Source organism: Echinicola strongylocentroti (assembly GCF_003260975.1).
Lineage (GTDB): Bacteria > Bacteroidota > Bacteroidia > Cytophagales > Cyclobacteriaceae > Echinicola > Echinicola strongylocentroti.
On sequence record NZ_CP030041.1, the window covers coordinates 2,635,370 to 2,661,538 of the forward strand.

Sequence of the window (26,169 nt, forward strand, 5' to 3'; positions counted from 1 at the left end):
ATATCATTATGCATTTTTAATAAAACTGCTTATTCGCATATACAAATAAGACTGATTTACAGCTATTTGAGTTTATTCGTGCAAAATTATAATTGCAAAACATGGATGTATTATAAATATAAATTTGGTTTTTGATCAATTTTAGAAGGAGGTTTGGAATTTGGCTTTTTAGCGTCCCTCATTTTCTGGGCAAAACTTTCGATTTTATAAAATTTACGCTCACTATTTAGTGTTATAGTAAAATTCAAGGGGATCTTCCACCCTAAACACAAAACCAGTTTCCCTGATTTTCTGAGAGCTTACCACTTTGTAATCTGGCAAGTCTTTATTGCGATAGCTTTTGGGAGGCTCAAAACCCATCTCTTGGGCATTCTTTTCATAAACACTCCGCTTTTCAGGATGCAATGGACAAACACCATTATAGGTCTCCTCCCAAAGCTCCTTATCGATCACATGAGCAATCAGCCTCACAGCATCTTCCTGATGGATATAATTCACCGGAATGTTACCAGCAACCTGCTCCTTTCCAGAAAAGTAGTGGCCCGGTATCCGGTCCATTCCCAACAAACCTCCAAAGCGAATCACCGTCAGCTCATAGTGTCTTTCTGCCCACAATACTTTCTCCGCTTCATACACGGCCGAATGCGCCGTACTATTAGGACACAATTTTGTCGATTCGGTCACTTCTCCATTGGTATTGGGATAGACAGAAGTAGAACTGGTATAGATCACTTTACCTATTCCTGCCTGCTGGATAAGTGTCTTGAGGTATTTTAGTTGCTCGGGATGAAAAGTATCCGGCATGGACCTGCGTTTGGGTGGAATATTAACCACCACCAGGTCAGCCTCAAAAAGTCGGTTAAAGCCTTCTCCAGATGGATGGGGATCAAGTCTAAACAGTACATTATCGATACCTTCTGCCATTAATTGCCGATGCTTTTCCGGCGAAGTAGTACTTCCCAAAATGTGGTGACCTTGCTGTGCCAAGGATCTTGCCAATGGCAGTCCCAGCCACCCAAGGCCGATGATGCTTATTTTCATGTCAAAATTGAAGGATATATAAATAGTTAAAGGCTATTCCATGTCAGGCATAGCTTCCTTTCGTAAATATAACGCATATCATACGCTAAAAGTTAAACCCTAATTCTAAGACACTGAAACAGAGCAACGTAATGTAGCTAACTTATTTGACAACCACATCTGGGACATAGGGCACAATAGGGGAAATCAATCATTCTCCACTAACTTTTTCAAAAATTCCGGTGTGCCGTATTCCTTTTGTCCATGGAGAGGCCAAGATGTATAAACCCGAGAAACATCAAGTCCCTTTTCTGTGATGAGCTTATACACTCCTTCTGCTCGCTTACTCCCTGAATACACGCGGCCATTTTCGTAGAAAAAAAGTAAATCGCCTGTCCATAGAAATTTCTTGTCTGGAAAATAAAACACCAAATGCTGATCCGTATGTCCGGTGTCCTCACCAATCTCATAGGCAGTCACAATTCCCGCATAACTCTTCTGACCAAGCAAAGGCACATAATCAAATAATAGATCGACCTTGTCGTCTACTCCTTCATCGAGTGAATAATGCGAAGTGTGAGCAAGTTTTTTAAAATAATCCGTATTTCCCGATGTGGTTATTACTGTAGCCCCTGATCCAGCATACGCTTTTAACCCACCAGCGTGATCGGGATGATGGTGTGTAAGGAACAAATACGTTATGTCCTGATCAGGGTACCTCTCTTTTATTTTACTTACCAACTGCTTGTTCAAAGCAATTCCTTGCGGGGCTTCAAATAGCCCCAAGCCATTGGGAAATTTAACCAAGAGCGATTTATTGTTTTGGGACTCATACTTGATCAGGTCAATTTGGTCGGATAATTTCTCAAAGACAATGACCTCTTCGTTAGTGGTAACGTCGGCCAAGGAATTGATAAAAGGTGCAGGCAGCCATTTAAGGGAAGCCGCACTAGTATCCGGTATGGAAATAAAAGCCAGCGAATCATATGTCACCTCTCTTTCTACCGATCCAAATTCATAGTCCACTCTTCTCTGAGGAATGTAAAATCCTCTTTGCTTCGTATATCCCTCATAAGAAGAAGTAAACAACGCGTCTCCATAAATAGGGCTATAAACCATTCGCTCAACTCGTTTTAATAAAAATGTTTCCGAATCTATTATCAAATTATAAACAAGACCGTCCTTCATCGTTACTGCGATTACATTATAAGCACCCGAAGCTTCAATCATTCTGAGTGACAATGCCTCCTTCTTTGCCAAATACAGGAACCAACTAGGATTGGATTTGGCCACTTCCACCAAACCACCAGAAGTCTTTGACTTGGTAAAAGTCTCGTCATAGTAGTCCCATGAATAGGCCGAATCCATTTTCGAAACCAAATCACGGTAATAGTTGTTGTCCCCTTTCGTCATTTTGGTATGCGAATAAGCAAGGTCAAGACTAGGGAAAAAACCAATCTTCTCCTGTATGGCATAATCAATCGTTTGTTCCGGGACAGCATAATGTCCCAAGTTATGAATCACTCCTGAAGTACTAATCTCCAACCCCTCTGGGCACTTTCCCAGTGAGTTTATGGCCCTATTAATAATTTGCACCGCTCTTTCATTGTTTGTCAAACTCTGCGCCATAAGCACCTGTGCCAGTACCAGGTGAATCAATAAAAATATAGTGAATTTCATCTTAATGGATTTTTTTGTGAAAATTGATCATATTGAAAAACATAAGGTTGATTGGTATAAATAAATTTCTCCGTCTCTTCTCCTCTCTTATTTTTTGAGCACAAAAAGCAGCTTCGAAACTCATGAAAAAACGCCCATCCAGCCTCCGTAAAAACACTTAAACCTCCCATTAATTCCAAGTCATGCTCAAACTTACGAAGGTAAAAACCTATCCTACCTATAGCCTCGTGTTTTAACCTATTGTCTAAAAGCTGAAATCGATCTAAAAAGACATCAAGGGATTTCAATTCTTCAATTGCTACCGCTTTTCCTGTTTTTTATTGTTAAAAAAACAATGATTTACAAACTCAATATATGGATACACACCTCCCACAGCAACTAATTTATTTTAAAAAAATACCAAAATATTAAAAACAACAAAACTTAATATATTTACTACTTGAAAAACGCAATAATCACCTGCGACTAAAAAAGCATCACATAGAACTGTTTATTCGTAATTACCTGAGCTCAACTTATTTTTAGTATAAAAAACGTCATTGTGGTCTGCCCAAGCAGGCCCTTTTTAGGAGAATGTGCATTGGAAAGGGTGTGGCAACCCCATCATACGGAGATTCCCACGCTTCCTCCTCCAAATCTCCCCTCTAAGCCCTGTTTGGTGTTGGCTCCAGACAAGCCTGCCCTTGACTTCAGACAGGCCTGCCTTGGCTCCAGATAGGCTCACAGTGCATGTTCCTACTGTACGGAAACGGCTTCGAAATCGAACTGAGTTTACCAAAAAAAATCGGGTCTATTAAAGTGAGTCAGGAATAAACATACCATTGAAGGCAATCTGCTGCAATAGGTCCCGCGTCAGCGACTACGGGACAACGACATAAAAAACCTTCTCTCCGAGGAAAGAAGGTCCTAAAATCATTTATCCTTTTTTGGCATGGTTCCTAAGATCACGTCCCAAAGCGGGGAGCTTACGCCAAAGGCCACATCGGGATCCTTGTAATGGTGGATGGCGTGATTTACCCAAAGTATTTTCAAGGCATTTTTAGGCGGCTGAAAGGCGTGCACAATATAATGCACTCCCAAATACGAAGCATACCCCATCAAGAAACCCGGAAGAAAAAACAAAGCATAATCTCCCATCAGGAATGTAAATACAAAGTAAAAGATGCAGGCATACAGTCCACTGATAAATGGCGGCATCGCCAAACGATCCTTGTCCTTCGGATAATCATGGTGGACACCATGGACCGAATATTGCAACTTATCCTTCATTGGGGTATCGGGCACCATATGAAAGAAATACTTATGCATCAAATACTCCACTAGTGTAAATACCAACAAACCTATCAAGGTTACCAATAGCCCTATTCCTACAGGAATTGTAGTGGTGGTAAGTCCATAAAATAAAGAAACTACACCAATCACAAGAAACATGACAATAGGAATACTAATATGTGTCCTGGACATTTTTTCCAGCACCGGATTCTGGAACATTTGTGCCGACCCATTATTATCCGGCTTCTCCAGTCTTCCAATTTTTTTCATCCTAACAATATATTTTATTTTCGCAAACTCACTCAAGAGGGTGATTTGCAATTATTTATCTACAACTACAAATAACACCTCAATAATTTCACCACAAATTTAACGGATTGAATCCAAAAGGAGTTATTCTTTTTGGGAAATAATGACCAAAATCACCTATTTTGAAAGTGAAAGGGTTTTATCGATGGTTTTTTTATAAAATTCCTCGTACCGGGGAAGAATATTGGACACATCGAATTCCTTGGCCCTGGCCAGTGCCCTTTTCTTAAAAGCGGGTAAATTTTCGTCTGAAAGTATATGCAACGCTTTTTCGGTCATTCCCTCAATATCTCCCACCTTGCATGCAAATCCCGTCACTCCATCAATATTCAGCTCAGGAATCCCACCAGCATCAGAGGACAACACGGGCACCTCGCAGGCCATGGCCTCCAAAGCTGCCAGCCCAAAACTTTCTTTCTCAGACGGAATCAGGAACAGGTCTGCTACCGAAAGAACTTCTTCCACGGCATCCAGTTTACCTAAAAACCGCGTATCCTCACAGGTGCCGAGTTCCCGACAGAGCCGTTCCATCTTGTCCCTTTCGGGACCGTCCCCCACCAACAACAATTTGGCAGGAACCACTTTCCGTACTTCGTAAAACACCCTAATGACGTCCTCTACCCGTTTTACCTTCCTGAAATTTGAAGTATGCACGAGCAACTTCTCGTCGTCAGGACAGATGGCTTTTTTGAAATGCTCCTTTCGTTGCTTTTTGAACCGGTCCAGATCGATAAAGTTCGGGATCACCTGGATGCCATTCTGGATATCAAAATGATCATAGGTCGCCCGCTTCAAATCTTCGGACACAGCAGTCACACCATCGGATTGGTTGATGCTGAAGGTCACGACGGGCTCATAGCTGGGGTCTTTGCCCACCAGTGTGATGTCCGTACCATGGAGTGTCGTCACCACAGGAATCTCAATTCTTTGGGTTTTCAGTATCTGCTTGGCCATATACGCTGCCGAAGCATGCGGAATGGCATAATGTACATGCAGTACGTCCAACTCCTCAAACTTCACCACATTAACCATTTTACTGGCCAAGGCCAGCTCGTATGGCGCATGCTCAAATAACGGATAACTCTTTATGTCTACTTCATGATAAAAAAGGTTTTCGCTCAAAAAATCCAACCGGGTAGGCTGCTTATAGGTAATAAAGTGAACTTCATGACCTTCCTTGGCAAGGGCTTTCCCTAGTTCCGTGGCCACAACGCCACTCCCACCAAACGTGGGATAACAGACAATTCCGATTTTCATGTTTTCAGGGTTAAAAAAACTATATTTTTTTAGAATTTAGAAGCTATAACCTTTCCAAGGGATTTTTTGTTCACCAGAAAGCACTTTTTATTCGCGAATAGCCTGATAAATAATATCGTGGATTTCCGTTCGCACATGCTCTCTCAACAGCGAATTATTACTGGCATTGGGATACACCCTATTGGACAGAAAGACGTAGATCAACTCCTCATCGGGATCTGCCCACACGGCTGTCCCCGTAAAACCTGTGTGCCCAAAGCTACTTTTGGAGGCCAATTTGCCTGCTGGCCCGCCTTCTCCCGGCTCGGGATCAGGCTTATCCCAGCCCCATCCTCTACGGCTTTGATTGGACTGTCTCTTGGTAAACTCTTTAACGGTTTTGGCATCCAATAGGTTTATCCCTCCATACTGTCCTTCCTGCAACATCATCTGCATCATCACCGCAAGGTCATGTGCTGTCCCAAACAGCCCCGCATGACCAGCCACACCACCGTACATGGCCGCTCCAGGATCATGAACAAACCCCCGAATAAGCTCATGCCTAAAGACCACGTCATTCTCCGTAGGAGCGATCCTGTCCACCTCGTACTTTTCCAAAGGCTGGTAGGTAAGTGTATAAAGCCCCAATGGATGGTAAAAATTCTGATCCAAAAAATCATTTATGGGCTGGTTAAGGATTCGCTCCACTACGCGCTGCATGATATACATGGTCAGGTCCGAATACTTATAGCCATATCCCTTGGAGGATTTTCTCCGGAGGGGAGATTCGACCGTCCATTTCCACACACTGTCGGGCAAGGCATCCATTGCATACATCTTGTCGGTCACCTGTATAGTATATCCGGCATTTTTTTGTGAATGATAAAACGAGGGATCCCACCTTCCTGATGAAATGGTCTTGGTGTAGTGTGGTATCCATGGCGTCAAGCCTGCCTCGTGCGCCATAATGTCCTTGAGCTTAAGATTGGCCTTGTTGGTACCTTTCAGTTCGGGAAGATAGCGTACTACTGGGTCATTCATGTCGAGCATCCCCCGGCTTGCTAAAAACATCACCGTCTGAGTAGTGGCCATCACCTTGGTGATCGATGCCAAGTCGTACACTGTCTCAGGAGTGACTGTCGCCGTCTTACTATAATCCAAATAGCCATAACCTCTCTCAAAGACCACTTTGCCATTCTTGGCCACTAGCACACTAGCTCCAGGAGTGGATTTACCCCGAATGGCCTGTCCGACCACATCATCGATGGCATTCAGCGTACGACTGTCCATTCCTTCATTTTCGGGCTGGCTATATCCTAAGCGGTCTTTGGACTGGGCGGGCACTGAAATCCCCGCAGGCAGGGCTGGGCTTACGGTCGCAGGCAAAGCTCCATCCACACCCCGGGCGCCAAAGATCACTTGTGGCGCCAGCTTTTCGGTATATTCATTTTCTTCATAGGCCACCAACACATTGGGCAGGCCGTCGAGGTATTTTGCCGCATAGGCATTTCCGAACAGAACGGTGATGACGTTGTACTTTTCGCTCAGGTTTTTGATAAAGTACATGTCCTCTTGCTTGATGCCAAAATTTCGTCTCGGGCTATTGCTTACGTCAGTAACGCCCACTACTATGGTATTGTACTCCTTGAGGTTTTGCTCGAGGGCACGGTAAGACTGGTTATTGCTATTTCTGGCGAGCCTGTAATGTTTAAACTTCCCAAATTTATCGAGGTATTGCTGGAAAGTCCCTCCACCGTCCCCCAGTGTGATAGAGGCCATCTTCAGCAGGTCTTGGTTGCGGATAGGCAAAAACCCTCCTTTGTTAGCTGTCATGGTCATCGCCCCGGCATAGAGTCGCTCCACCAGTGCGGAAGTTTCGTAGGTACTGAGTCGCTCCACGAGTTTTTCGGTATCGACATGCTGCGGCTTGTTCAAGCCTGCCCAATATTTGGCCTTAAGGATTTTTTTGACGCGGGTGTCTATTTGTTCCTTGGATATCCGGCCATCGGCTACCGCTTGTAGGATCAGCCGCTTGGACTTGGGGACATCCTCTGCATAGAGCAGCACGTCATTCCCGGCCAGGAGTGCGAGAAGGTCCACCTCTCCCGGCGCATGCAAATTACTCACTCCTCTCATGTTCAAGGCATCGGTAAACACCAATCCTTCAAAACCCATGTCCTTTTTGAGCAAGTCATTGACCACGGCAGGTGTTAGGGTAGTCGGTTTACCGGAAGTAGTGCCCAAGCTGGGAATATGCAGGTGGGCCACCATCACACTCATCAGGTTTTCTTTGATCAGCTGACGGTAAGGGTATAAGTCAACGTCTTGAATTTGCTCCTTTGAATTATTGATGACCGGCGTGGTATAGTGGGAGTCCGAATCGGTATCGCCATGGCCCGGAAAATGCTTGGCATTGGCCATCACCCCGTGGTCTTGGAGTCCCTTCATATAGGCAACGGCCTTTTTGGCCACCTTTTCCTTTTGCTCTCCAAATGCCCGGTAACCGATTACGGGGTTATTGGGATTGGAGTTGACGTCCACGACGGGGGCAAAATTGATGTGCATTCCCAGTTCCTTAAACTGACGGGCGATCTCCGTGCCCATATCATATATCAACTCATCATCTCTGATGGCCCCCAAGGTCATTTGTTTGGGAAACTTCAGCACACTGTCCAGCCGCATGCTGACGCCCCATTCGGCATCCATGGCGATCATCAGCGGTGTTTTGGCGATGGATTGGTAATAATTGGTCAAATGGGCTTGTCTTACAGGACCGCCCTGAAAGAAAATCAAACCTCCGAGCTGCTCCTCACGGATGAGCTTCGCTATTTTTTTCTTATGTGCCTCACCTTGATTGGAGTATGCTGCCACCATGAACAGCTGCCCCAAGCGCTCTTCGAATGTCAGCCTGTTAAAAACACTATCCACCCACTTTTTCTGCGCCACATAATCCCTGGTCCTAAGGGGATCACCATAATTATCGATCTCTTTGTTGTCAAACCCAAAAGATAGTTGAAAAAAGACCATCCCCCAATGAGCAGCAGGACGAACAGCACTCGCCAAACTTTTTGATTCATCCGATTGTTTAATTTTTATTGCTTAAAATTTAAAATAACTTTGTATAGATTACTGTAGACAGTTTCTTGCAAGTAATCTCTAAATTTACGAATATTCAAGCTTTTCCCTACCATAAATAGTGACAAGCAAAACCAACGTTACCATATTTAACGTTATGATAGTGTAAACGAATTCAATTATCAGCATGAAATTTCCATCCATATTTAGAACGGCCCATCCTATGCGCTTTGACATCAAGCCAAGGCACTATGATCCTGTGAAAGAAGAAATCGAACAACGCACTTCCAGGATCAAGCGACAGCTGGAGGCTGAAGGATTGCTTTCTAATGGAAAAGACCAAGATATTGAAGAAGCCTATCGAAGGGCCGAAGGTTCTTCTATTCGAGGAGCCTTTACCCAGGGAAGTCCTATCCGTAACAAGCCATCTGAACTCTTTTCCAGCGCAGGAATGCTGCGAATGATCATCCTGCTGGTCTTAGTGGGTACGATCACCGGTTACTTGTACTGGGGAATGGACGCACTGTACACACTCCTATACGTTGGAATCGGAATAGCCGTCGTGCTGTTCTTGTTTAGATTGAAAGGCAAAACAAATGAGTGATATTATCCAACTTCTGCCGGATGCTATCGCTAACCAGATTGCCGCCGGAGAAGTAGTACAGCGTCCCTCATCTGCACTAAAGGAACTCTTGGAAAATGCTATTGATGCAGGGGCGACAGATATACAAGTGGTCATCAAGGAGGCCGGCAAAATACTCATCCAGGTCATAGACAATGGCAAAGGGATGAGCCTTACCGATGCCCGAATGTGCTTTGAACGACATGCCACTTCCAAAATCAGAAGTTCAGAAGACCTCTTTGCCATCAGGACATTTGGCTTTCGGGGCGAAGCCATGGCTTCCATCGCTGCAGTCGCTCAGGTAGAGCTCAAGACCAGGGCAATGGGAGAGGAACTTGGTACCCTGATCTGCATCGAGGGCTCGGAAGTCAAAAAACAGGAGCCTGTCGTATGTCCAGAAGGCACCTCCATTTCCGTAAAAAATCTCTTCTTCAACGTACCTGCACGGAGAAATTTTCTCAAGTCCAATCCCGTGGAGATGAAACACATCGTAGAGGAGTTTCAGCGGGTAGCCTTGGCCAATCCTGAAGTGAGCTTTAGCTTAATGCACAATGACATGGAGCTGTTCAAGCTCAGTTCGGGCAAACTCAGCCAACGGATCGTGGGAATCTTTGGAAAAAACTACCAAAGTCAGCTGGTGGCTTGTGAAGAGGACACTCCCCATGTTACCATCAAGGGCTATGTAGGCAAACCCGAAAACGCCAAAAAATCACGCGGAGAGCAGTATTTCTTCGTAAACAACCGCTATATCAAAAGCAATTACCTCAATCATGCCGTAACCAATGCCTTCGATGGACTGATGGCATCCGATCAGCATCCTTTCTATGTACTGTTCTTGGAACTGGACCCTTCCCACATCGATATCAATGTCCACCCGACCAAAACAGAAATAAAGTTTGATGATGAGCGCACCATCTACTCGGTAGTCAGGGCTGGCGTAAAGCAAGCTTTGGGAGCACACAATGTCGTTCCCACGCTGGACTTTAGCTTGGATGTGAATTTTACCGAAAACTGGAAAAACGACGAGGTAAGAAAGGACGAAGTCAGCAGGGAAAACAGCTATAAAACCTACAGCACCCCTTCCTTCAAAAAACAGGATACTTCTGGCTGGGAACGCTTGTTTGAGGGAGAAAAAAACAGTGATGTTAGGGAATCAGCCATAAAAGAAACCTCCGATGATTCATCGGAGCTGCTTACCTTCTCCAGCCGTGCCAATGAAGAAGATGAGGGGAGTAGTTTTACTCCCGAACCACTCCCTTCTGCACACCCTGCCGAGGAGCGAAATACTGGCACGACATTTCAAGTAGAGCTGAATTATATCGTAGCGCAGCTGGGCACTGGACTATTGCTGATAGACCAGCAAGCCAGCCATGAACGCATCCTGTACGAGCGCTATATCAAGCAGCTGAAAAACACCGGTGGTGCCTCACAGCAATGCCTCTTTCCTCAAAGCCTGAGCCTGAGTCTGGCCGATTATACCTTGGCCATGGACCTTCACGAGGAGCTTAATAGCTTGGGATTTGTCATAGAGGAATTTGGAAAAAACACGCTATTGATCAAGGGTGTCCCTGCAGATGTACAGGTCAACAATGAAAAAGCCTTGTTTGAAGGGCTTTTAGAACAATTCAATCACTTTAAATCCGAACTGTCCTTGGACAACAAGGAAAACTTGGCGCGGTCTTTGGCAAAGAAATCGTCGATCAAGAAGGGCACCAAGCTCAAAAGCCAAGAAATGGAGACCTTGGTCGGGCAGTTATTTGCTTGCCAAAACCCAAATTATGGGCTTTCGGGGAACAAAACCTTTGTAAAACTTGATTTAAGTAAAATACGCAGTTTTTTTGAAAAATAATATATGTTTAGATCACTAACCCCCGTCGTCAAAAACCTATTGCTGATCAATGTGGGCATCTACGTAGTGGCCAGCTTTCTCATGCCGCAGCTGCAGGCATGGTTTGCACTATACTACATAGAGAGCAAATTTTTCATGCCATTTCAGTTTTTGACGTACATGTTTATGCATGCTGGTATATGGCACCTGATCAGCAATATGTTTGGACTATTTATCTTCGGTCCCTTGCTGGAGCAATTCCTTGGCCCCAAAAAGCTGCTCACCCTATGGATGGTCTGCGGCGTAGGTGCTGGTGTATTGTATTCAGGCTATACCGCCTTCCAGATGAACCAGCTGAACCAGAAAATCGAAACATTCTACAACAACCCCGACCCAGAGGTCTTTAACCAGTTTGTTTCAGACAACAGCTACATGTTCAAATCAAGCATTTATGATTTGATCGACAGATTTAGCCGTGATCCGAGCAATGAGTCTTATGTTCAGCAGGCAAAGGCCAACATGAACCAAGTAAGGGAGTATAAGTCAAATATCCCCATGGTAGGGGCTTCTGGTGCGCTGTTTGGTATCTTAGTGGCTTTTGGGATGCTGTTTCCCAATACGCAGCTGTTTTTGCTCTTCCCGCCCATGCCGATCAAGGCCAAGTACTTGGTGCTCTTTTATGGGCTCTACACCGTCTATAACATCATCGTCAATAACCCCACGGATAACGTGGCTCACTTTGCGCATTTTAGTGGTTTAATTATCGGCGCGATTTTGGTAACTTTCTGGAAAAAGAATAGAACTAGCTTTTACTGATCATGTACGGAGGATTCTGGTATTATTTAAAAAACGCTTTTAATCACAAGGACAACAGCCTTTACAAGTTATTGGCCATTAACATCCTTGTCTTTTTGGTATTCATGGTACTCAGGGTTTTTCTCACCATCAGTGGTGAAGAGGCACTCTACCAACACATCATAAGCTACTTTATGATGCCCGCTGAAGTGGGCAGGATCATCACACAGCCTTGGTCCATTCTCACGTACATGTTTATGCATGAAGGGATTTTCCATATCCTTTTCAATATGCTTTTCCTGTACTGGTTTGGGCTTCTGGTGCAAGAATACCTGGGCAGCAGGAAATTGGCCAACCTCTACATATTAGGTGGACTGGCGGGTGCTGTTCTCTACGTCATCATGTACAATGTAGCACCCTTCTTTATCGAACAAAGAGATGTCGCCCTGATGCTGGGAGCCAGTGCAGGAGTCTATGCCATTGTCGTAGGCGCGGCGACGCTTACCCCTGATACTACGTTTCACCTGATCCTTTTGGGACCTGTCAAGATAAAATACATTGCTATTTTCTATGTGGTCATTGCCTTTGCCAACAGTACTGGCGCCAATGCCGGTGGTGAATTGGCCCACTTGGGCGGTGCGGCCTTGGGTTATTTTTATATCACGATGCTCCGCAAAGGAACCGATTTGGGTGCTCCCGTGCAGGGAGTAGGTAAATTCTTCGAAAATATCCTCTCCGGACGACCCAATGTCAAGGTGTCCTACCGGAAGAAAAATGCACCCTACAAAAGTGAACCACTGCGTGACACTGAGACCAAAAACTCCAAGAAAGAAGGAACCACACAAGAGGAAATTGACAAAATCCTCGACAAAATAGCCGATAAAGGCTATGATAGTCTCAGCAAGGAAGAAAAAAGAAAGCTCTTTGAATACAGCAATAAGTAAAAAAGAGATGATAGCGCAAAGACAATCATGACTTCTCGATAGCGAACACAATTCAACGTAATGCAAGGGAGTGAAGCAATATTCGTTTCTTGATGCGAGACTGCTTTTGAAAACAATTTACACCTGAATAAAAGGACGTAAAAACTTGTTTATAAAGTTTGGCTACGTGCAAAACCCAAGAGACTACCCCTTTATAATATACAAGAATTTGAATTTAATAAAATAAAAAAACACTTATGAAATAAACTTTAAATCACTACATTATAGTCATAAATACCATTTTTAGATTATAATGAAAGGTCGAGCCCTCCATTTACTCCTAGTGATGTTTATAGTGGTTTTGTCCATGCACCGTACCGCTATCGCCCAACAATACACCTTTGTCCCGGACAATCCTGGGTGCAATGGCCAGTGGAATAATGGAAACTGCTGGGACATTACCATTATCGAGCCTTCTTGTGCCTCCCCTAATACCACCCCTCCTGGAGCAAGTACTTGCCAAACCGAAATCATCATCAATGACGACTTGTCACGCCCCAATTCACTCAACTTCCCCGGCAATACGGACATTTATATCAATAATGGTGCATCGCTCACTTTTGGTAATAATGTCACCATAAATGATGACAAAACAATGAACGTGATTTTTGAAGAGCCTTTATCCACAATAAATATCAATGGGACACTAACGGTCAATGACCAAGCCATTTTCTCCCTGACCGGAGATACCGACCGGCTACCTTCCGACCCCATTACCAACTTTGCCAATATTGGCGATGTGGAGATTGACGGGATAGGCATGATCGCCATTGATGCCAATGCCGGTATGGATATCGAAGGCAGCTTGGAAATTCATAATCCTTCCAATAATCCTGCAGTGTTTGGCTTGATTGATGTCGATGGTTTTTTCAGCACCACTTCCATCACCGTACGCGGCAACTCGCATTTGGTCTTTGAAGTAGCAGAAAACAGTACCGTCTATGCCTCAGAACCTGAAGGGACGCTGGAAATGAATGGCAATTCAAGCATGACATTTATCGGTGATTATAATGAACCTGGAGGCGATGAGGATGGAGAGAGCATCGTAGAAGTAGGTGGTAACATCGACACCAATGGCAGTGGTGCCCTGATCACTGCTGATGATGCCACCATATATACCTGTTATGAATTTCCAACTGGAATTTCCACAGAAGAGCTCCATGAAGGGCAGTTTTTTGAGGAAGAATGCTCGATCGTGCCCGTGATCTGGTTGGATTTCTATGCTGAATTTGATCCCATTACTGGCTATACAAAACTCGATTGGTCCACTGCCAAGGAATGGGAAAGCAGTCATTTTGAAATAGAGCGCATGCATGCTCCATCGGACTCTTTTCAGACAGTTGGGCAGCTTCCCGCCAAAGGATGGGCCGACCAGCCTTCCTCTTACACTTACTATGACAAAGTGGGTAGTTTTCCGACCAATAGGTTATACTATCGTATCAGACAGGTGGATTTTGATGAAACGCACACATTTACTAAAGTCATCTCACTTACTGTTCCCATCACTTCAAAAAACGAATGGACTGCCTACCCTAACCCCAGCACTGGCCAGCTTTTTCTTCTACGGCCAAAGCACCTTGCCGCTAGCAGCCATGAAATCAGCGTTCGGCTCTATTCCCCTACCACTTCCAATGAAATCGCCCACCTGAAACTGCCCTCCCAACAGATCATTCCCATCCATTCCTTATTGAGCAATGCACCACGGGGATTGCTGATTCTGGAGATCATTTGGGAGGATAAAATTGAGCATATCAAAATTCTCCATCAATGAATAGCGCTAGGATATAAATATCGGTTCTAGATGATTTACTGTGGATAACTTTTACATCTTCAGGCTCTACTGTTAATTATTGCCAATTTTAAGTTTAGTCTGCACGAGATTGGTTTTTTGAAAATTCTTTTCCCCTGAAAAGTTGATTAACTTTAGCTCGGTTTAAGGATTGTAGAACGAGTAAAGCAGCGCATGATTACCCCAAAGGAAGTACTGAAGAATTTTTATGGATACGATAATTTTCGCGGTCAGCAAGAGGCCATTATCCAGAGCATTTTAAAGAAGCAGGACACCATCGTCCTTATGCCCACTGGTGGTGGCAAATCCGTCTGCTATCAAATCCCAGCCATGGTCAATGAGGGCCTTACGCTGGTCATTTCACCACTGATTGCCTTGATGAAAGATCAAGTCGATGCGCTCAATGGCATAGGCATCGCTGCCGCCTATCTCAATTCTTCCCAGAGTGCCAGTGAACAACGTTTTGTCTCCGAAGAAATCAAGTCAGGCAAGTTGAAGCTACTCTATGTAGCGCCAGAAAGGCTCTTTGGTGGTGCTTTTCCGCTTACTGAAACCCTCAAAGCCACCCCAATGTCCCTAGTGGCCATTGATGAAGCACACTGTGTGTCCCAGTGGGGACATGATTTCAGACCTGACTACTTGATGATTGGCCGGCTGAGACAGGAACTGCCTGCTGTGCCCTTTATAGCACTTACTGCTACAGCAGACAAGCAGACCCGGGCAGACATCGCTGATAAACTGGGGCTAAAAAAACCAAAGTGGTTTATCTCCAGCTTTGACAGACCCAATATTACCTACCGCATTGTCCCCAAAAGAAATTCGTTTGACAAGCTATTGGAGTTTTTGGAATACCACCAGAAGAATTCGGGCATCATCTACTGCCTGTCCCGTAAAAACGTCGAAGACATGGCTGATCGGCTGCAAGCTGCCGGGCTTTCTGCCTTACCTTACCATGCGGGCCTTGACAGACAGACGCGCGCCAGCCACCAAGAAAAATTCATCAAAGATGAGGTCAAAATCATGGTGGCCACCATCGCCTTTGGTATGGGGATCGACAAGTCCAATGTGCGTTTTGTGGTCCACATGAACATGCCTCAAAATGTCGAGAGCTACTATCAGGAAACTGGGCGTGCAGGTCGTGACGGACTGCCCAGTGATGCCTTGCTCTTTTACAGCTATGCGGATGTGATGACCCTCCAGCGTATGATCGACACTCCTGACAATCCGGAATATTCGGAAGTCATGCTGGGCAAGCTGGACAAAATGAAAAACTTCTGCCAATCCAACACCTGTAGGAGAAAGTACCTCTTAGGCTACTTTGGTGAGGAGGAGCAAAAGGACTGCGGCAACTGTGACCGCTGCCTGAGCAAAGGCAACAAACAAGACATGACCATGCCATCCCAGATGCTACTGTCCGCCATCGTCCGGCTCAAAGAAAATTATGGACTTGGCTATTGCGTCCTGGTACTGCGAGGATCTAAATCTGCCAAGATCCAAGAAGAGCACAAATCGCTGTCAGTATATGGCGTCGGCAAGGACAAAACCGAAGATTTTTGGAAAAAACTTGGACAACACCTCCAACAAGAAGGGTACTTGGCAGAAGCTGGCACGCAGTTTCCTACGTTAAAGCTCACTACCACAGCTTGGGAAAAACTGAAAAACAGGGAAAAATTCCTTCTCAACATGGAGGAAGGTGCGCTGGAGCATCAAAAGAAAAGTACGCCTTATGAAGAAGAACTTTTTGAAGAGCTCAAACGCATCCGTTTCGGTCTTGCCCAGAAGGAAAATGTACCACCCTATGTGATTTTTTCTGATAATACCTTGGTAGAAATGGCCACTTATCTTCCGCAAGACCATGAGGCCTTTTTACAAATGTCAGGCGTAGGGCAACTTAAGGCTGAAAATTATGAAGGCCACTTTGTCCCCATAATCAACGCTTATGCTGAAGAACACCAGCTCAAATCCAAAAAGAAACTTACTGTCAATAAAAGCCCAACAAGCAACCGCTCTGGGGTTTCCAAAACGGAACTGGTCACGCTACAACACCTTAGGGATGGCTTGGATCTATTTGAAATAGCAAAAGAACGAGAGATGAGCCTGACCACCATCGAGGGGCATATTGCCAAATTGGTTAGGCTGAAAAAAATCAGCGCAGAAGCTTTTGTATCCAAGGACGACCTGCTAAACATACGGCTATTTTACAGAAGGCAAGAAGGACGGTTCCTAAAACCCATCAAAGAACATTTTGGTGATCGCTATTCTTACTTTCAGATAAAAGTCGCCATCGCTGAAGAGCAATAAGCATTATTGAGGTGCTTAACGCCTGGAACCAAATACGTTTAGTGAGTATGTATTTGGTTTCACTGGTTCTACATATTTTCATTGGTCAATTATTTTTCTTGCTGTACTTAGTTGGATCATTAAATCGATTACCCATCCGCCATTGGAGCGTAGAAACAGTGGAGAGAACCGTCGTTCCGACAGCTATGCTGCGGAACCATTAGTACCAAACCTTTTTTATTGGCTTTAGGGCATCATGCCGTAGGCATCGAAGCTTGGTAACAACCACGACCATCAGTCCTCAGTAATGTGCCGTAGGTACATCACATTTGAGCGATTAATTCTTAGCTGTTCTTAGCTGTTCGAGATTTGTAATCCCGAACCGAGATAATGGGGATTTGAAATCCCCTTAGCCAGTTATGAATAACGCAGACATCAATAAGAATATAGGTTTTCAGCAACTTACAGATGTTAGCCTAGCGGCTATGGTCTAGCTGCCAGACAGAACCGAAAACTAAAGTGAAGCGGCTGATTTTGTCAGCCGCGGCGGATCAGATCGCAATACCTCTGCGCCATGACGTAGATAGGCTAATGCATATTCCGGGTTTAAACCGGGTTTTTTAATACAACTTTGTTATCCTTGAACCTTTTTATTTGATCCCAAATTGAATGATCCTCAAAAGCAATAATTTGTCAAGTTATAACATTCCTTATCACCATAAGGTATCCCCAAAGCACCTAACAAACTATAGAACAACTTCTTATACACAAAAACCCTCCGTTCTTACCAACATCTCGAAACAATAAACAAAGGGCATAAAAACCAAAAAATACCCCAAACTGGGTATTTTTTGGGAAATCTTTATGGCCTACCTTTGGAGTAGGGTGATTAAGCAACTTTTTCCACTTTGTTTTAAGTGAATAACGAAATATCAAGAGGCCATTTTAATTCTTACTTTTTACGGCCTCTTATTTTTTTCCTCAAGCATAAAAAAAGCCGGCAAATTGCCGGCCATATATAAGTTTCTCTCAGTTCTTTTTAACCTGGTTTAAGGTTACTTTAGCCAAGCAAGGCTGATTTCATCTGGGGTTTTCATCCTGTCAGCTAGCCTCATATAGCGTCCAGCCAATCCAGAGAGGTACTCCTGCGCTTTTGCAGCTGGTCCTTCTAAGCCAGTCAAGGTTTCGATCTTCCATAATTTCACCAGATGATCGATAATTCTTGCATAATCCCATCCGGTATATACACCAATTTTTTGTGTAATAGCTGAAAACTGATCGAAAAGTGTGGGGTTGCTCCCTCCTTTGCCCATCAAAACCGCAGGCATGACAATCTGCTTCCTCATCATTTTTTCGAAAGCCAGCACTGCTCCATTTGGATCTATCTCAAAGATCCTGGACATAAAAGATTTATAGGCCTTTTCATGTCTCGCTTCATCGCCAGCGATCGTCTTACAGATTCTGGCCAAGGAGTCGTCTCCTGCCTTATGAGCTAACTTACCTGTATTGACGTGGCTCACCTTGGTGGCACGCTCTTGAAAAGAGGTATAGATGATGGCTTGGAAAGGATCCTTGTCAGATTTGGGATCGAAACCATTGTAAATGAGTCTATGGATAGTCTGTTCTACCTTTTTCATATCTGCCCTTCCAGACAGGTAAAGGTACTTGTTCAGCAGGTCACCATGACGGTTTTCTTCTGCCGTCCAGGCTTTGGACCATCTTACCCAACCACGCTCACTCAACAAGCTGCCTTCAGGATTAATGCCTTCCAGTAGGTTGAAATAAGTCTGGTAACTTGGCAGTGCCTCTTCGGTAATCATGTTCCCAATGAGGGATGTGATAATGGTATCAGGGATTCCTGCAGCGCGTTCCTGGAGTTTTTTAACCTCATCAAGCGCATCAGGCAAGGTCATATCCGGAAGAAAATCCGTTGGCTGCCAGCAATCGTCAGGGTCTAGCAATACAGTATCCACAGTTTCTCCCACCAACTCATCAAGCTGATTGATCACCTCGAGATTCTTCTCCAATTCGTAATTAATGGTTTCCGTACCTTTCATACTATGTTTCTTCTATTTGGGCGTTTGAAGAGTTGACCTGTTTCCTCGACGCATTTTCATTTATATTCACCACATTCAGGTCAATAATATTGAGCGTGGTATTAATGAAAACGTTTTTAAGGTTAAGATGTTTTCTTAAACGCCACAAGTTAGCTATTTAATAACAAGACGCATAAAAAAGAGAAAAAATTCTGTTTGCCGAGGGGAGTAAACTGCTTGGATGCACTGAAGAACTGGCTTGAAAAAAAAAATGCTACCCGCAATAGCAGGTAGCATTTTATCAACTTCTAAAGTATATAAAGGTATTAATTCACGTCCCAGAAAAGGGCTGTCTTGCCTTCATCACCTCCTATAGCTTCGGCAGCTTCAGCTCTATTTGCTCCGTTCAATGTCTGCTCGTTCACAGGATAGATCAGCCTCAAAGGAATGACAAGAGCACTGGCACCCTCTACTTGAGGAGGCTGCAAATTAGGCGCATCGAGTCTTCTCCACTCAAGCCACGCATCATAGCCTCTATTGTAAAGTGCGATCCACTTTTGCGTACCAATAACTTCTTTCCAATCACCGGAAGCGGAGCTATAGTCTACAGAAGACTGAGCCAAGTAAGCATTTGCATCAGCAGCAGTTCCTCCCCAGTAAGTGATGGAAGCAGTTACTGCATTGGTATAATGCTCTTCCGCAGTTCCGCTTACATTATAGCCTCTCTCGGCAGCTTCAGCCAACAAGAAACTGGTTTCGGCATAGTCCAACAATACTCCTTCTTGAGTAGGGTTCGCTATTTTTTCACTGACAGTAGAAAAATCAGAATAACTGTTGGCAAAGCCATATTCACCACCAATGAACTCTCCATCTACTTGACTGAAATACTGGATTCTCCTAGGATCATTACGATCGTTCATAGCATCTACAAGAGTACTTGCTGCTACGTAATCTTCCCTAGTGGAATACTGTCCTTTCACATTTGAGGATACTGGGTTATTGTTTGGCTCTGCTCCCATGTAAGGAAAAGCTGCATTATCTTCGTTACTTGTAAAGACATTTGTAGCAGCTTCCTCTACTAATGTCTGCGCTTGGGCAGCGTCAGAATCAGCAATGACCATTGCTAACTTAAGCTTCAAGGAATTACCAAATTTAAGCCATTTTGCCATATCTCCCTCGTAAAAGAGATCACCGTCATCAAAACCATCAGCATCTACGGTAATCATATCCAATGATTGATCCAAGCGGGAAAGAATGTCATTATAAATGGTCTGCGCATCATCGTACTTCGGCAAGGTAATATCAGGATTCAAGGCTTCAGTATAAGGTGCATTTCCGAAGGTATTCACTACTACAGACCAAGCGTAAACTTCCATGATACCAATCTGGGCCATTTGGTTGTTTTTGATGTCCTCAGCAAGAAGGTTGTCAGCTGACAGTACTCTTTTGGATTCCTGCAGATCCATCAAGGTATTTCTGTATAGCCTATCCCACATATTTTGGGGGATCAGCCTAGAAGTCATATTGTAACGAGGTTCGTCCAAGTATTGGGTTGATGTCCAATGCTGAGCATAAAACCTATAGTTATTGACATTCACATTCGGAGTCATTAACGCGTCCGAAAGTTCCTTAACGGCATTCGTGAATAATGTTACGGCCGGCACTGCTGTTGCATTTTTCTGATCCACATTGTAATCATCCAAACTATTGACGCAGGATGACACCAAAATCAGAAAACAAAATATCAATGTTATATTTATCTTTTTCATGTCCGTCGATTTAAAAATTTAATTTGATGTTGAAACCATAGTTTCTCATGGCAGGATAGGCTCCACTTTGATAGCCTCTGGCATTTCCTGAACCCAATCCCTCTTCAGGATCAGAGTACTCCATGTTTTTATGGATAATCCATAGGTTACGTCCTACCAACTGCAGGTCTATACCCTTGATCGCTCCCATTCTAGCAATAAGGGTTTGAGGCAATGAGTAAGACAATACCAGTTCACGAAGTTTTACATAACTACCATCATATACGTACATGGCGCGGGGAGCACCTGCATAGTTATTGGCAGCATAGCCAAACGGTGTCAAGCCATTGCCATCTTGGTTCTCCGCATAGATGTCATTCGGACTGCCATCTTCTTTTACACCGGGAAGCAAAACACCACCGCCGTCAGCTACTGGATCCCTTGAAGGATTACCTTGTGCATTTAGGCCTGCAGTTTCTGGATACAATCCGGTACCTTCACCATACCACTGATCCAAGGAGAAGATGTCTCCACCTTTTCTGATATCAATAAGGAAGGCAAGGGATACGCCCTTATAGGTAAGGGTATTATTGATACCACCCAACCAATCCGGATTGGGATCCCCTATGATTCTATCCGCCGCTCCTGTGGCCATGTAGTAACCATTTTCGTCTACGGTCCTTTGCTCGTTGGTATAGATAAAGTCCGTGCCTCTGATCACACCATATGGTTGGTCCACTGCTGCATTCACCGACACCCCACCTTGGAATGATTCGATCGGTATATTATCCACCTTGTTTTCGCCTTCACCATACAGGCTAATGACCTTGTTGCGGTTCAAGGTGAAGTTCAGGCTCATGTTCCACATAAAGTCATTGGTCTGGATAGGAGTGACATAAGCCGCTATTTCTATCCCTTTGTTCTCCATTTCACCAGCGTTTACATACCTTTCGGAGTACCCGGTTGCGGTAGTAGTAGCTACTGGAAGGATTTGATTAATCGTGCTGGACTTATACATCGTAAAGTCAAATCCAAACAAGCTGTTAAAGAAGTCCATTTCTACACCCGCCTCCCAGCTTCGCTGTCTTTCCGGCACCAGCTGATCGTTATTTCTCGTACTTGGAATAGAGAAAAGCGGTGTAGAGCCAAATGAGGTTGGCTTGGTATAAACATCATAAACACTCAAGGGAGGAGCATCGTTACCTACCTCTGCGTAGTTGATCCTTGCTTTGGCATGGGTCAACCATGGAGCGTTTTCGATCACTTCTGAAAACACGAAGTTAGCTCCAGCTGCAGGATAGAAATAAGAGTTATCGCCTTCCGGCAATGTAGTTGATTTATCCTGACGGGCAGAAAGCTCCAAGAAGAGCATATCTTTGTAGCCTAAGTTAGCATTGGCATATACACCATCCACACCTCTTCTTGTATATCGTTCCACTGGTGGCTCGATAGGGCTAGCAGAATTGGACAGTGAATACAGCCTTGGCACTACCAATCCACCATTAGTTTCGGCCCTGATATCACTTGTTTCTTCCCTACGGATATTACCACCCAAAAGGCCGTTCAATTTGAAGTCCTCGGAAAGTTGCTTGTTGAAATTCAAGATCAGGTCATAGTTGGATTCCCTATATGACCTATTATATCTAGCATATTCAGCCACCCCAGCACTACCTACAGCAATACGCTCTTCTTGCATATCAAAGGTAGTGTTCAGTGTGGCCCGGCCCATGATGCTCAACCAATCCGTCAACTCATAGTTGATCATGGCAAAACCGTAGAGGTTATCCCTGCTGTCATTAGAGTAATTTTCATAGGCCGACCAATAAGGGTTATCAGAATAGATCGGGCCAGTATTGGAAGAGTTCCAATTCCACGTCTCGTTTTGTTTATTTCTAAAGTATGCGGATTCTTGCTCTTTTAGGTCCACGTTGGTTTGCCACCACTGTCTGAACTGCTGGTTAGGATTTCGTCCATTATAGCCAGTACCATATCTACCAATACCATCAATTTTGGTATAGTTGGCAGACGCACTTACGGTGAGCTTTTCAGTGGCATCATAAGAACCTGAAAAATTCAGCATATTTTTGTCAATGCTACTATTGGGCAAGTTACCTTTAATATCGTTTCGGGTGTATCCCAAATTAAAGGTACTCTGCTCCCCACCACCACTTACAGCAATGCTTTGGTTTGAGTTTAGTCCCGTTTCATAGTACGTACTAGGGTCGTTTTGGGCGATAACCCAAGGCCTAGTCTGTCCGAAAAATGGAGAAGTTGGGTCTATTGCGTCCCATTGATAAACCTGTAGGTTTGGATCATAAGCAGGACCATAAGAGGCATCATCCTGAAACCTTACCACTGGCGCCACACCGTCACCAAAATCTTGGGAGTCACGGAATTCCTGAGCATAACCACCACCATATTGGTCTTGGTATCTAATAAAAGTGCTCTTATCCATAGAACTCCATATCACACCACTGTTGATAGAGATGTTCATGCTGTTCTTCTTCCCTTTTTTGGTAGTAATCATGACCACCCCGTTGGCAGCCCGTGATCCGTAAAGTGCGGTAGCAGCAGCACCTTTAAGCACGTTCACGGAAGCAATATTGTCAGGATTGATATCCGAAGCGGCATTACCATAATCGGTAGCCACCCCACCACCTGCTTGGGCATCGGCGTTATTGTTGGCGTTACTTACAGGGACGCCATCAATGACAAATAAGGCTTGGTTATTGCCGGAGATAGAAGAATATCCCCTGATCACCACGTTGGTGGCTCCACCCATGGTGTTGTTGGTCCGGACATCCAAACCAGCTACTTTACCAGAAAGAGTACTTACAAAATCCGCAGACCGGGCACGTGACACTTGGTCACCTTTAACCTCTTGGGCTGCGTAAGCTAGCTCGTTTCTGTTTCTTTCTACACCCAACGCTGTCACGACCACTTCCGATAATTCCTTGGCATCGGATGCCATCGCCACATCTATGACTGTTCTGTTATCAATGGGCACTTCCTGAGTGGTCATGCCAATAAAAGAGAAGATCAATACTTCTCCACCTGCAGGTACTTCTAATGAGTACTTACCATCCAAATCCGTGACGGCACCACGCGAGGTACCTTTCACTAGAATGCTTACGCCTGGGACTGGCTCTTCACTATCAGCTGAAGTAACCGTCCCCGTTACTGATGTAGTCTGTGCAAAAGAATATTGCAAAAACATACATAGCAAGAGGGCTAACTGTACACTTTTCTTCATATGCGGTTGATTTGATTTTGGCACAAAGTAGAAATCTCCATGCTAAAAAAAAACTTTATGATTTTTTAACATTTTGATAACGAACCCTTACACCATGTCAAACAATTGGTTTCCAGTAATTTAACATTTTTTAAATTAATTTAAAAAAATTGTCCTTTTCTAATAGGCTATATCATTAAATCAACCAATGGATAATTGTATGGAAATCGATTTCTTCAAAAATAAATACGCACATTTCCGATCCTTTACGCAAGAAAATTTTACCAAATTAATAAAAACCGATTTTATATTTTTAGGTTTCCAAATTATATTTTATCAAGCAACTTAATTCTTTTCGATGCTTTTTATTACACCTTACACAACTATATAATCAAAATAAAATACTGTTATAACAATTAATACGAAATCGTTGAATTTAGAAAGGGCTTGTTAATCCTTTTATGAAATCTTGGTATTTCCTGGTTCTCTATGGACCCAAAAACTTTATAAACGATACTAAAAACAAGAAAATCAACTCTCAAAATAGGTGTGTCCAGTAAAATCCAGTCGAATCAGGTTAAAGTTTTTGTAGCAATAATCCTAAAAACAGCCTTATAAAAGCGTCCCAAACCCTTCACTGACCTACATGCTTTCACTACCACTTTTCCGAGTATTTCTCACTGAAGAATAAAACGCGAAGCCTTAAGGTTGTAAAAAACGTAGACCCCGTTAATGGAATAAAAATTTAATAGAATGAAAAAGGCCGCCCGAAAAACGGACGGCCCCCAACTTCAACTCTCACTAGTTATATAAAGGTAATATTAATCTCAATTCACATCCCACCATAATTTGGTATCTAGGCCATCTTCCCCTTGCCTGGCAACAGCCTCGGAATAATTGGCCTCATTCAAATCGCGCTCCGTTGTCGGATAGGCTTGTCGAACGGGAATCTGCTCACTTTCATTCAGGGCATCAGGCGCTGGAGTCAATGCCGGATAATCCAACCTTCTCCATTCTGCCCATGATTCAAATCCTTGCAAAAACAAGGCTGCCCACTTTTGATTACCAATAGACATATAAGGGTTCGTACTATCATACATCACTTCTGGCTGGGCGATATATGCATCATAAGTAGCCTGATCAAATACGCCCCATTGTTCAAAGGAAGCCTGGATGGCCTCATAGTAAAGATCTTCGGCAGACTCGCCGATCCATCCACGCTCTGCTCCTTCTGCCAAAGAAAACAATAACTGGGCCCTGGTAATGATCGGCAAAGCAGCATCCTGCTGTCTTGTCACGCTCCCCAGGTAAGACACCTCATCATTGGTAACTTCACCGGCCACCGCATTACTGATTCCATAAGGCATCCCCTCGATAGTACCTGTTGCTGCGGCAGGATCCGCATACACTGATAACCTTGGATCTCCCAATGGCTTCATAAAGTCTACCATGGTACTGCTGATCACATGATCCACCCGAGTAAGGAATCTCGCATACCAAGGGTTTTGATTATTGGTAGCATTCAAATACGGATACATCAGATCTGCTTCCAACACACCAGCCTCGTAGGCGGCCACGAATTCGGCCTCCGCTTTGGCAGGATCCACATCACTGATACGCAATGCCAAAATCAAACGAAGGGAATTGGCAAATTGCTGCCAACGATCCATATCTCCTCCAAAAATAAAATCCCCTTCCACAGGCGTACCTCCGTCCATTTGGCCGACCGCCTCTGTCAATTCAGTAAACAGCGAATAATAGATTGCTTCTTGTGTGTCATAGGCAGGGGACAAGTCATCATCCCCTTGAAGTGCTTCTGAATAAGGAAGCTCTCCCCACCTGTCGGTCACAACTGCATAGAAGTATGCTTTCATGATTCTCGCCACAGCGATCTGGTTGGCATTGCTTCCTGCTGCCGTCATGTCTCCCTTGGTCGCCTCATCAGTATTCAGATCGATGATGCGTTGCAAGTCAAATAACGGCCCGGAATAGTATCCATTAAAATCAAAGTAGATCGTCTGGTACCTAGACCCTTCCGTATATTGTTTTTGCGAAATATGCTGAACATACAGCACGCTGGTCTCGTTTCCAATCACATCGGAAACGGAGCGTTCTGCATCTGTCAACAAACTAGAGGTCAATGGCGAAGACGGCCGATTAGGATCCACATTAATATCCCCAAAGTCCCCACAACCAGTTGAAACCATCATCAAGCCAACTGCCAATCCTGTATTTATCTTATTTATTAATCTTCTCATAGTTTC

15 protein-coding genes are annotated in these 26,169 nt (G+C 44.1%); 6 read left to right on the plus strand and 9 right to left on the minus strand.

Going from position 1 to position 26,169, the window contains the following annotated elements; genetic code table 11:
- Positions 1 to 222: 222 nt before the first annotated feature.
- The 5 genes from DN752_RS10220 to DN752_RS10245 form a co-directional block, all read right to left on the minus strand.
- Positions 223 to 1,041: an SDR family oxidoreductase gene (locus DN752_RS10220; protein WP_112783848.1), complete on the minus strand. Its 819-nt coding sequence runs from the start codon at positions 1,039 to 1,041 to the stop codon at positions 223 to 225.
- A 186-nt stretch (positions 1,042 to 1,227) separates the two neighbouring features.
- Positions 1,228 to 2,700 (minus strand): MBL fold metallo-hydrolase, encoded by a 1,473-nt coding sequence (locus tag DN752_RS10225; protein WP_112783849.1) that lies wholly within the window; start codon positions 2,698 to 2,700, stop codon positions 1,228 to 1,230.
- Positions 2,701 to 3,612: 912 nt separating this feature from the next.
- On the minus strand, positions 3,613 to 4,242 hold the full coding sequence (locus DN752_RS10235; RefSeq protein WP_112783851.1) for a sterol desaturase family protein: 630 nt from the start codon (positions 4,240 to 4,242) through the stop codon (positions 3,613 to 3,615).
- A 156-nt stretch (positions 4,243 to 4,398) separates the two neighbouring features.
- Positions 4,399 to 5,538 carry an N-acetyl-alpha-D-glucosaminyl L-malate synthase BshA gene (bshA, locus tag DN752_RS10240; protein WP_112783852.1) on the minus strand — a complete coding sequence of 380 codons (1,140 nt, stop codon included), beginning with the start codon at positions 5,536 to 5,538 and terminating at the stop codon, positions 4,399 to 4,401.
- Positions 5,539 to 5,625: 87 nt separating this feature from the next.
- On the minus strand, positions 5,626 to 8,580 hold the full coding sequence (locus DN752_RS10245) for a glycoside hydrolase family 3 N-terminal domain-containing protein (RefSeq protein ID WP_317048527.1): 2,955 nt from the start codon (positions 8,578 to 8,580) through the stop codon (positions 5,626 to 5,628).
- Positions 8,581 to 8,779: 199 nt separating this feature from the next.
- Here DN752_RS10245 and DN752_RS10250 point away from each other — a divergent pair, with 199 nt between their 5' ends.
- From DN752_RS10250 to recQ, 6 genes are all read left to right on the plus strand, one after another.
- A complete protein-coding gene (locus tag DN752_RS10250; protein WP_112783854.1) occupies positions 8,780 to 9,196 on the plus strand; it encodes a hypothetical protein in 417 nt (138 codons plus the stop codon).
- Positions 9,189 to 11,063 carry a DNA mismatch repair endonuclease MutL gene (mutL, locus tag DN752_RS10255; protein ID WP_112783855.1) on the plus strand — a complete coding sequence of 625 codons (1,875 nt, stop codon included), beginning with the start codon at positions 9,189 to 9,191 and terminating at the stop codon, positions 11,061 to 11,063. Before DN752_RS10250 ends, mutL begins: the two co-directional genes overlap by 8 nt.
- Positions 11,064 to 11,066: 3 nt before the next feature.
- Positions 11,067 to 11,858, plus strand: a complete 792-nt coding sequence (locus tag DN752_RS10260; RefSeq protein WP_112783856.1) for a rhomboid family intramembrane serine protease — start codon at positions 11,067 to 11,069, stop codon at positions 11,856 to 11,858.
- A gap of 2 nt (positions 11,859 to 11,860) precedes the next feature.
- Positions 11,861 to 12,781 (plus strand): rhomboid family protein, encoded by a 921-nt coding sequence (locus DN752_RS10265; protein WP_112783857.1) that lies wholly within the window; start codon positions 11,861 to 11,863, stop codon positions 12,779 to 12,781.
- Positions 12,782 to 13,073: 292 nt separating this feature from the next.
- Positions 13,074 to 14,591, plus strand: a complete 1,518-nt coding sequence (locus DN752_RS10270; protein ID WP_162633186.1) for a hypothetical protein — start codon at positions 13,074 to 13,076, stop codon at positions 14,589 to 14,591.
- A 192-nt stretch (positions 14,592 to 14,783) separates the two neighbouring features.
- Entirely contained in the window at positions 14,784 to 16,910 is a 2,127-nt protein-coding gene (recQ, locus tag DN752_RS10275; RefSeq protein WP_112783859.1) for a DNA helicase RecQ, read from the plus strand.
- A gap of 1,034 nt (positions 16,911 to 17,944) precedes the next feature.
- Here the strand turns inward: recQ and DN752_RS10280 are convergent.
- From DN752_RS10280 to DN752_RS10295, 4 genes are all read right to left on the minus strand, one after another.
- Positions 17,945 to 18,946, minus strand: coding sequence for an acyl-ACP desaturase (locus tag DN752_RS10280; RefSeq protein WP_112783860.1), 1,002 nt, complete (start codon positions 18,944 to 18,946; stop codon positions 17,945 to 17,947).
- Between the two features lie 305 nt (positions 18,947 to 19,251).
- A complete protein-coding gene (locus tag DN752_RS10285; protein WP_112783861.1) occupies positions 19,252 to 20,694 on the minus strand; it encodes a SusD/RagB family nutrient-binding outer membrane lipoprotein in 1,443 nt (480 codons plus the stop codon).
- A 10-nt stretch (positions 20,695 to 20,704) separates the two neighbouring features.
- On the minus strand, positions 20,705 to 23,926 hold the full coding sequence (locus DN752_RS10290) for a SusC/RagA family TonB-linked outer membrane protein (protein ID WP_112783862.1): 3,222 nt from the start codon (positions 23,924 to 23,926) through the stop codon (positions 20,705 to 20,707).
- 806 nt (positions 23,927 to 24,732) lie between these two features.
- A complete protein-coding gene (locus DN752_RS10295) occupies positions 24,733 to 26,163 on the minus strand; it encodes a SusD/RagB family nutrient-binding outer membrane lipoprotein (RefSeq protein WP_112783863.1) in 1,431 nt (476 codons plus the stop codon).
- Between the last annotated feature and the right edge of the window lie 6 nt (positions 26,164 to 26,169).

Coding starts and splice junctions, on each gene's coding strand:
- mutL (WP_112783855.1), top strand. CDS start 9,189: ATGAGTGATATTATCCAACTTCTGCCGGATGCTATCGCTAACCAGATT.
- DN752_RS10270 (WP_162633186.1), top strand. CDS start 13,074: ATGAAAGGTCGAGCCCTCCATTTACTCCTAGTGATGTTTATAGTGGTT.
- recQ (WP_112783859.1), top strand. CDS start 14,784: ATGATTACCCCAAAGGAAGTACTGAAGAATTTTTATGGATACGATAAT.
- DN752_RS10220 (WP_112783848.1), bottom strand. CDS start 1,041: ATGAAAATAAGCATCATCGGCCTTGGGTGGCTGGGACTGCCATTGGCA.
- DN752_RS10225 (WP_112783849.1), bottom strand. CDS start 2,700: ATGAAATTCACTATATTTTTATTGATTCACCTGGTACTGGCACAGGTG.
- bshA (WP_112783852.1), bottom strand. CDS start 5,538: ATGAAAATCGGAATTGTCTGTTATCCCACGTTTGGTGGGAGTGGCGTT.
- DN752_RS10295 (WP_112783863.1), bottom strand. CDS start 26,163: ATGAGAAGATTAATAAATAAGATAAATACAGGATTGGCAGTTGGCTTG.
- DN752_RS10250 (WP_112783854.1), top strand. CDS start 8,780: ATGAAATTTCCATCCATATTTAGAACGGCCCATCCTATGCGCTTTGAC.
- DN752_RS10285 (WP_112783861.1), bottom strand. CDS start 20,694: ATGAAAAAGATAAATATAACATTGATATTTTGTTTTCTGATTTTGGTG.
- DN752_RS10235 (WP_112783851.1), bottom strand. CDS start 4,242: ATGAAAAAAATTGGAAGACTGGAGAAGCCGGATAATAATGGGTCGGCA.
- DN752_RS10290 (WP_112783862.1), bottom strand. CDS start 23,926: ATGAAGAAAAGTGTACAGTTAGCCCTCTTGCTATGTATGTTTTTGCAA.
- DN752_RS10260 (WP_112783856.1), top strand. CDS start 11,067: ATGTTTAGATCACTAACCCCCGTCGTCAAAAACCTATTGCTGATCAAT.
- DN752_RS10280 (WP_112783860.1), bottom strand. CDS start 18,946: ATGAAAGGTACGGAAACCATTAATTACGAATTGGAGAAGAATCTCGAG.
- DN752_RS10265 (WP_112783857.1), top strand. CDS start 11,861: ATGTACGGAGGATTCTGGTATTATTTAAAAAACGCTTTTAATCACAAG.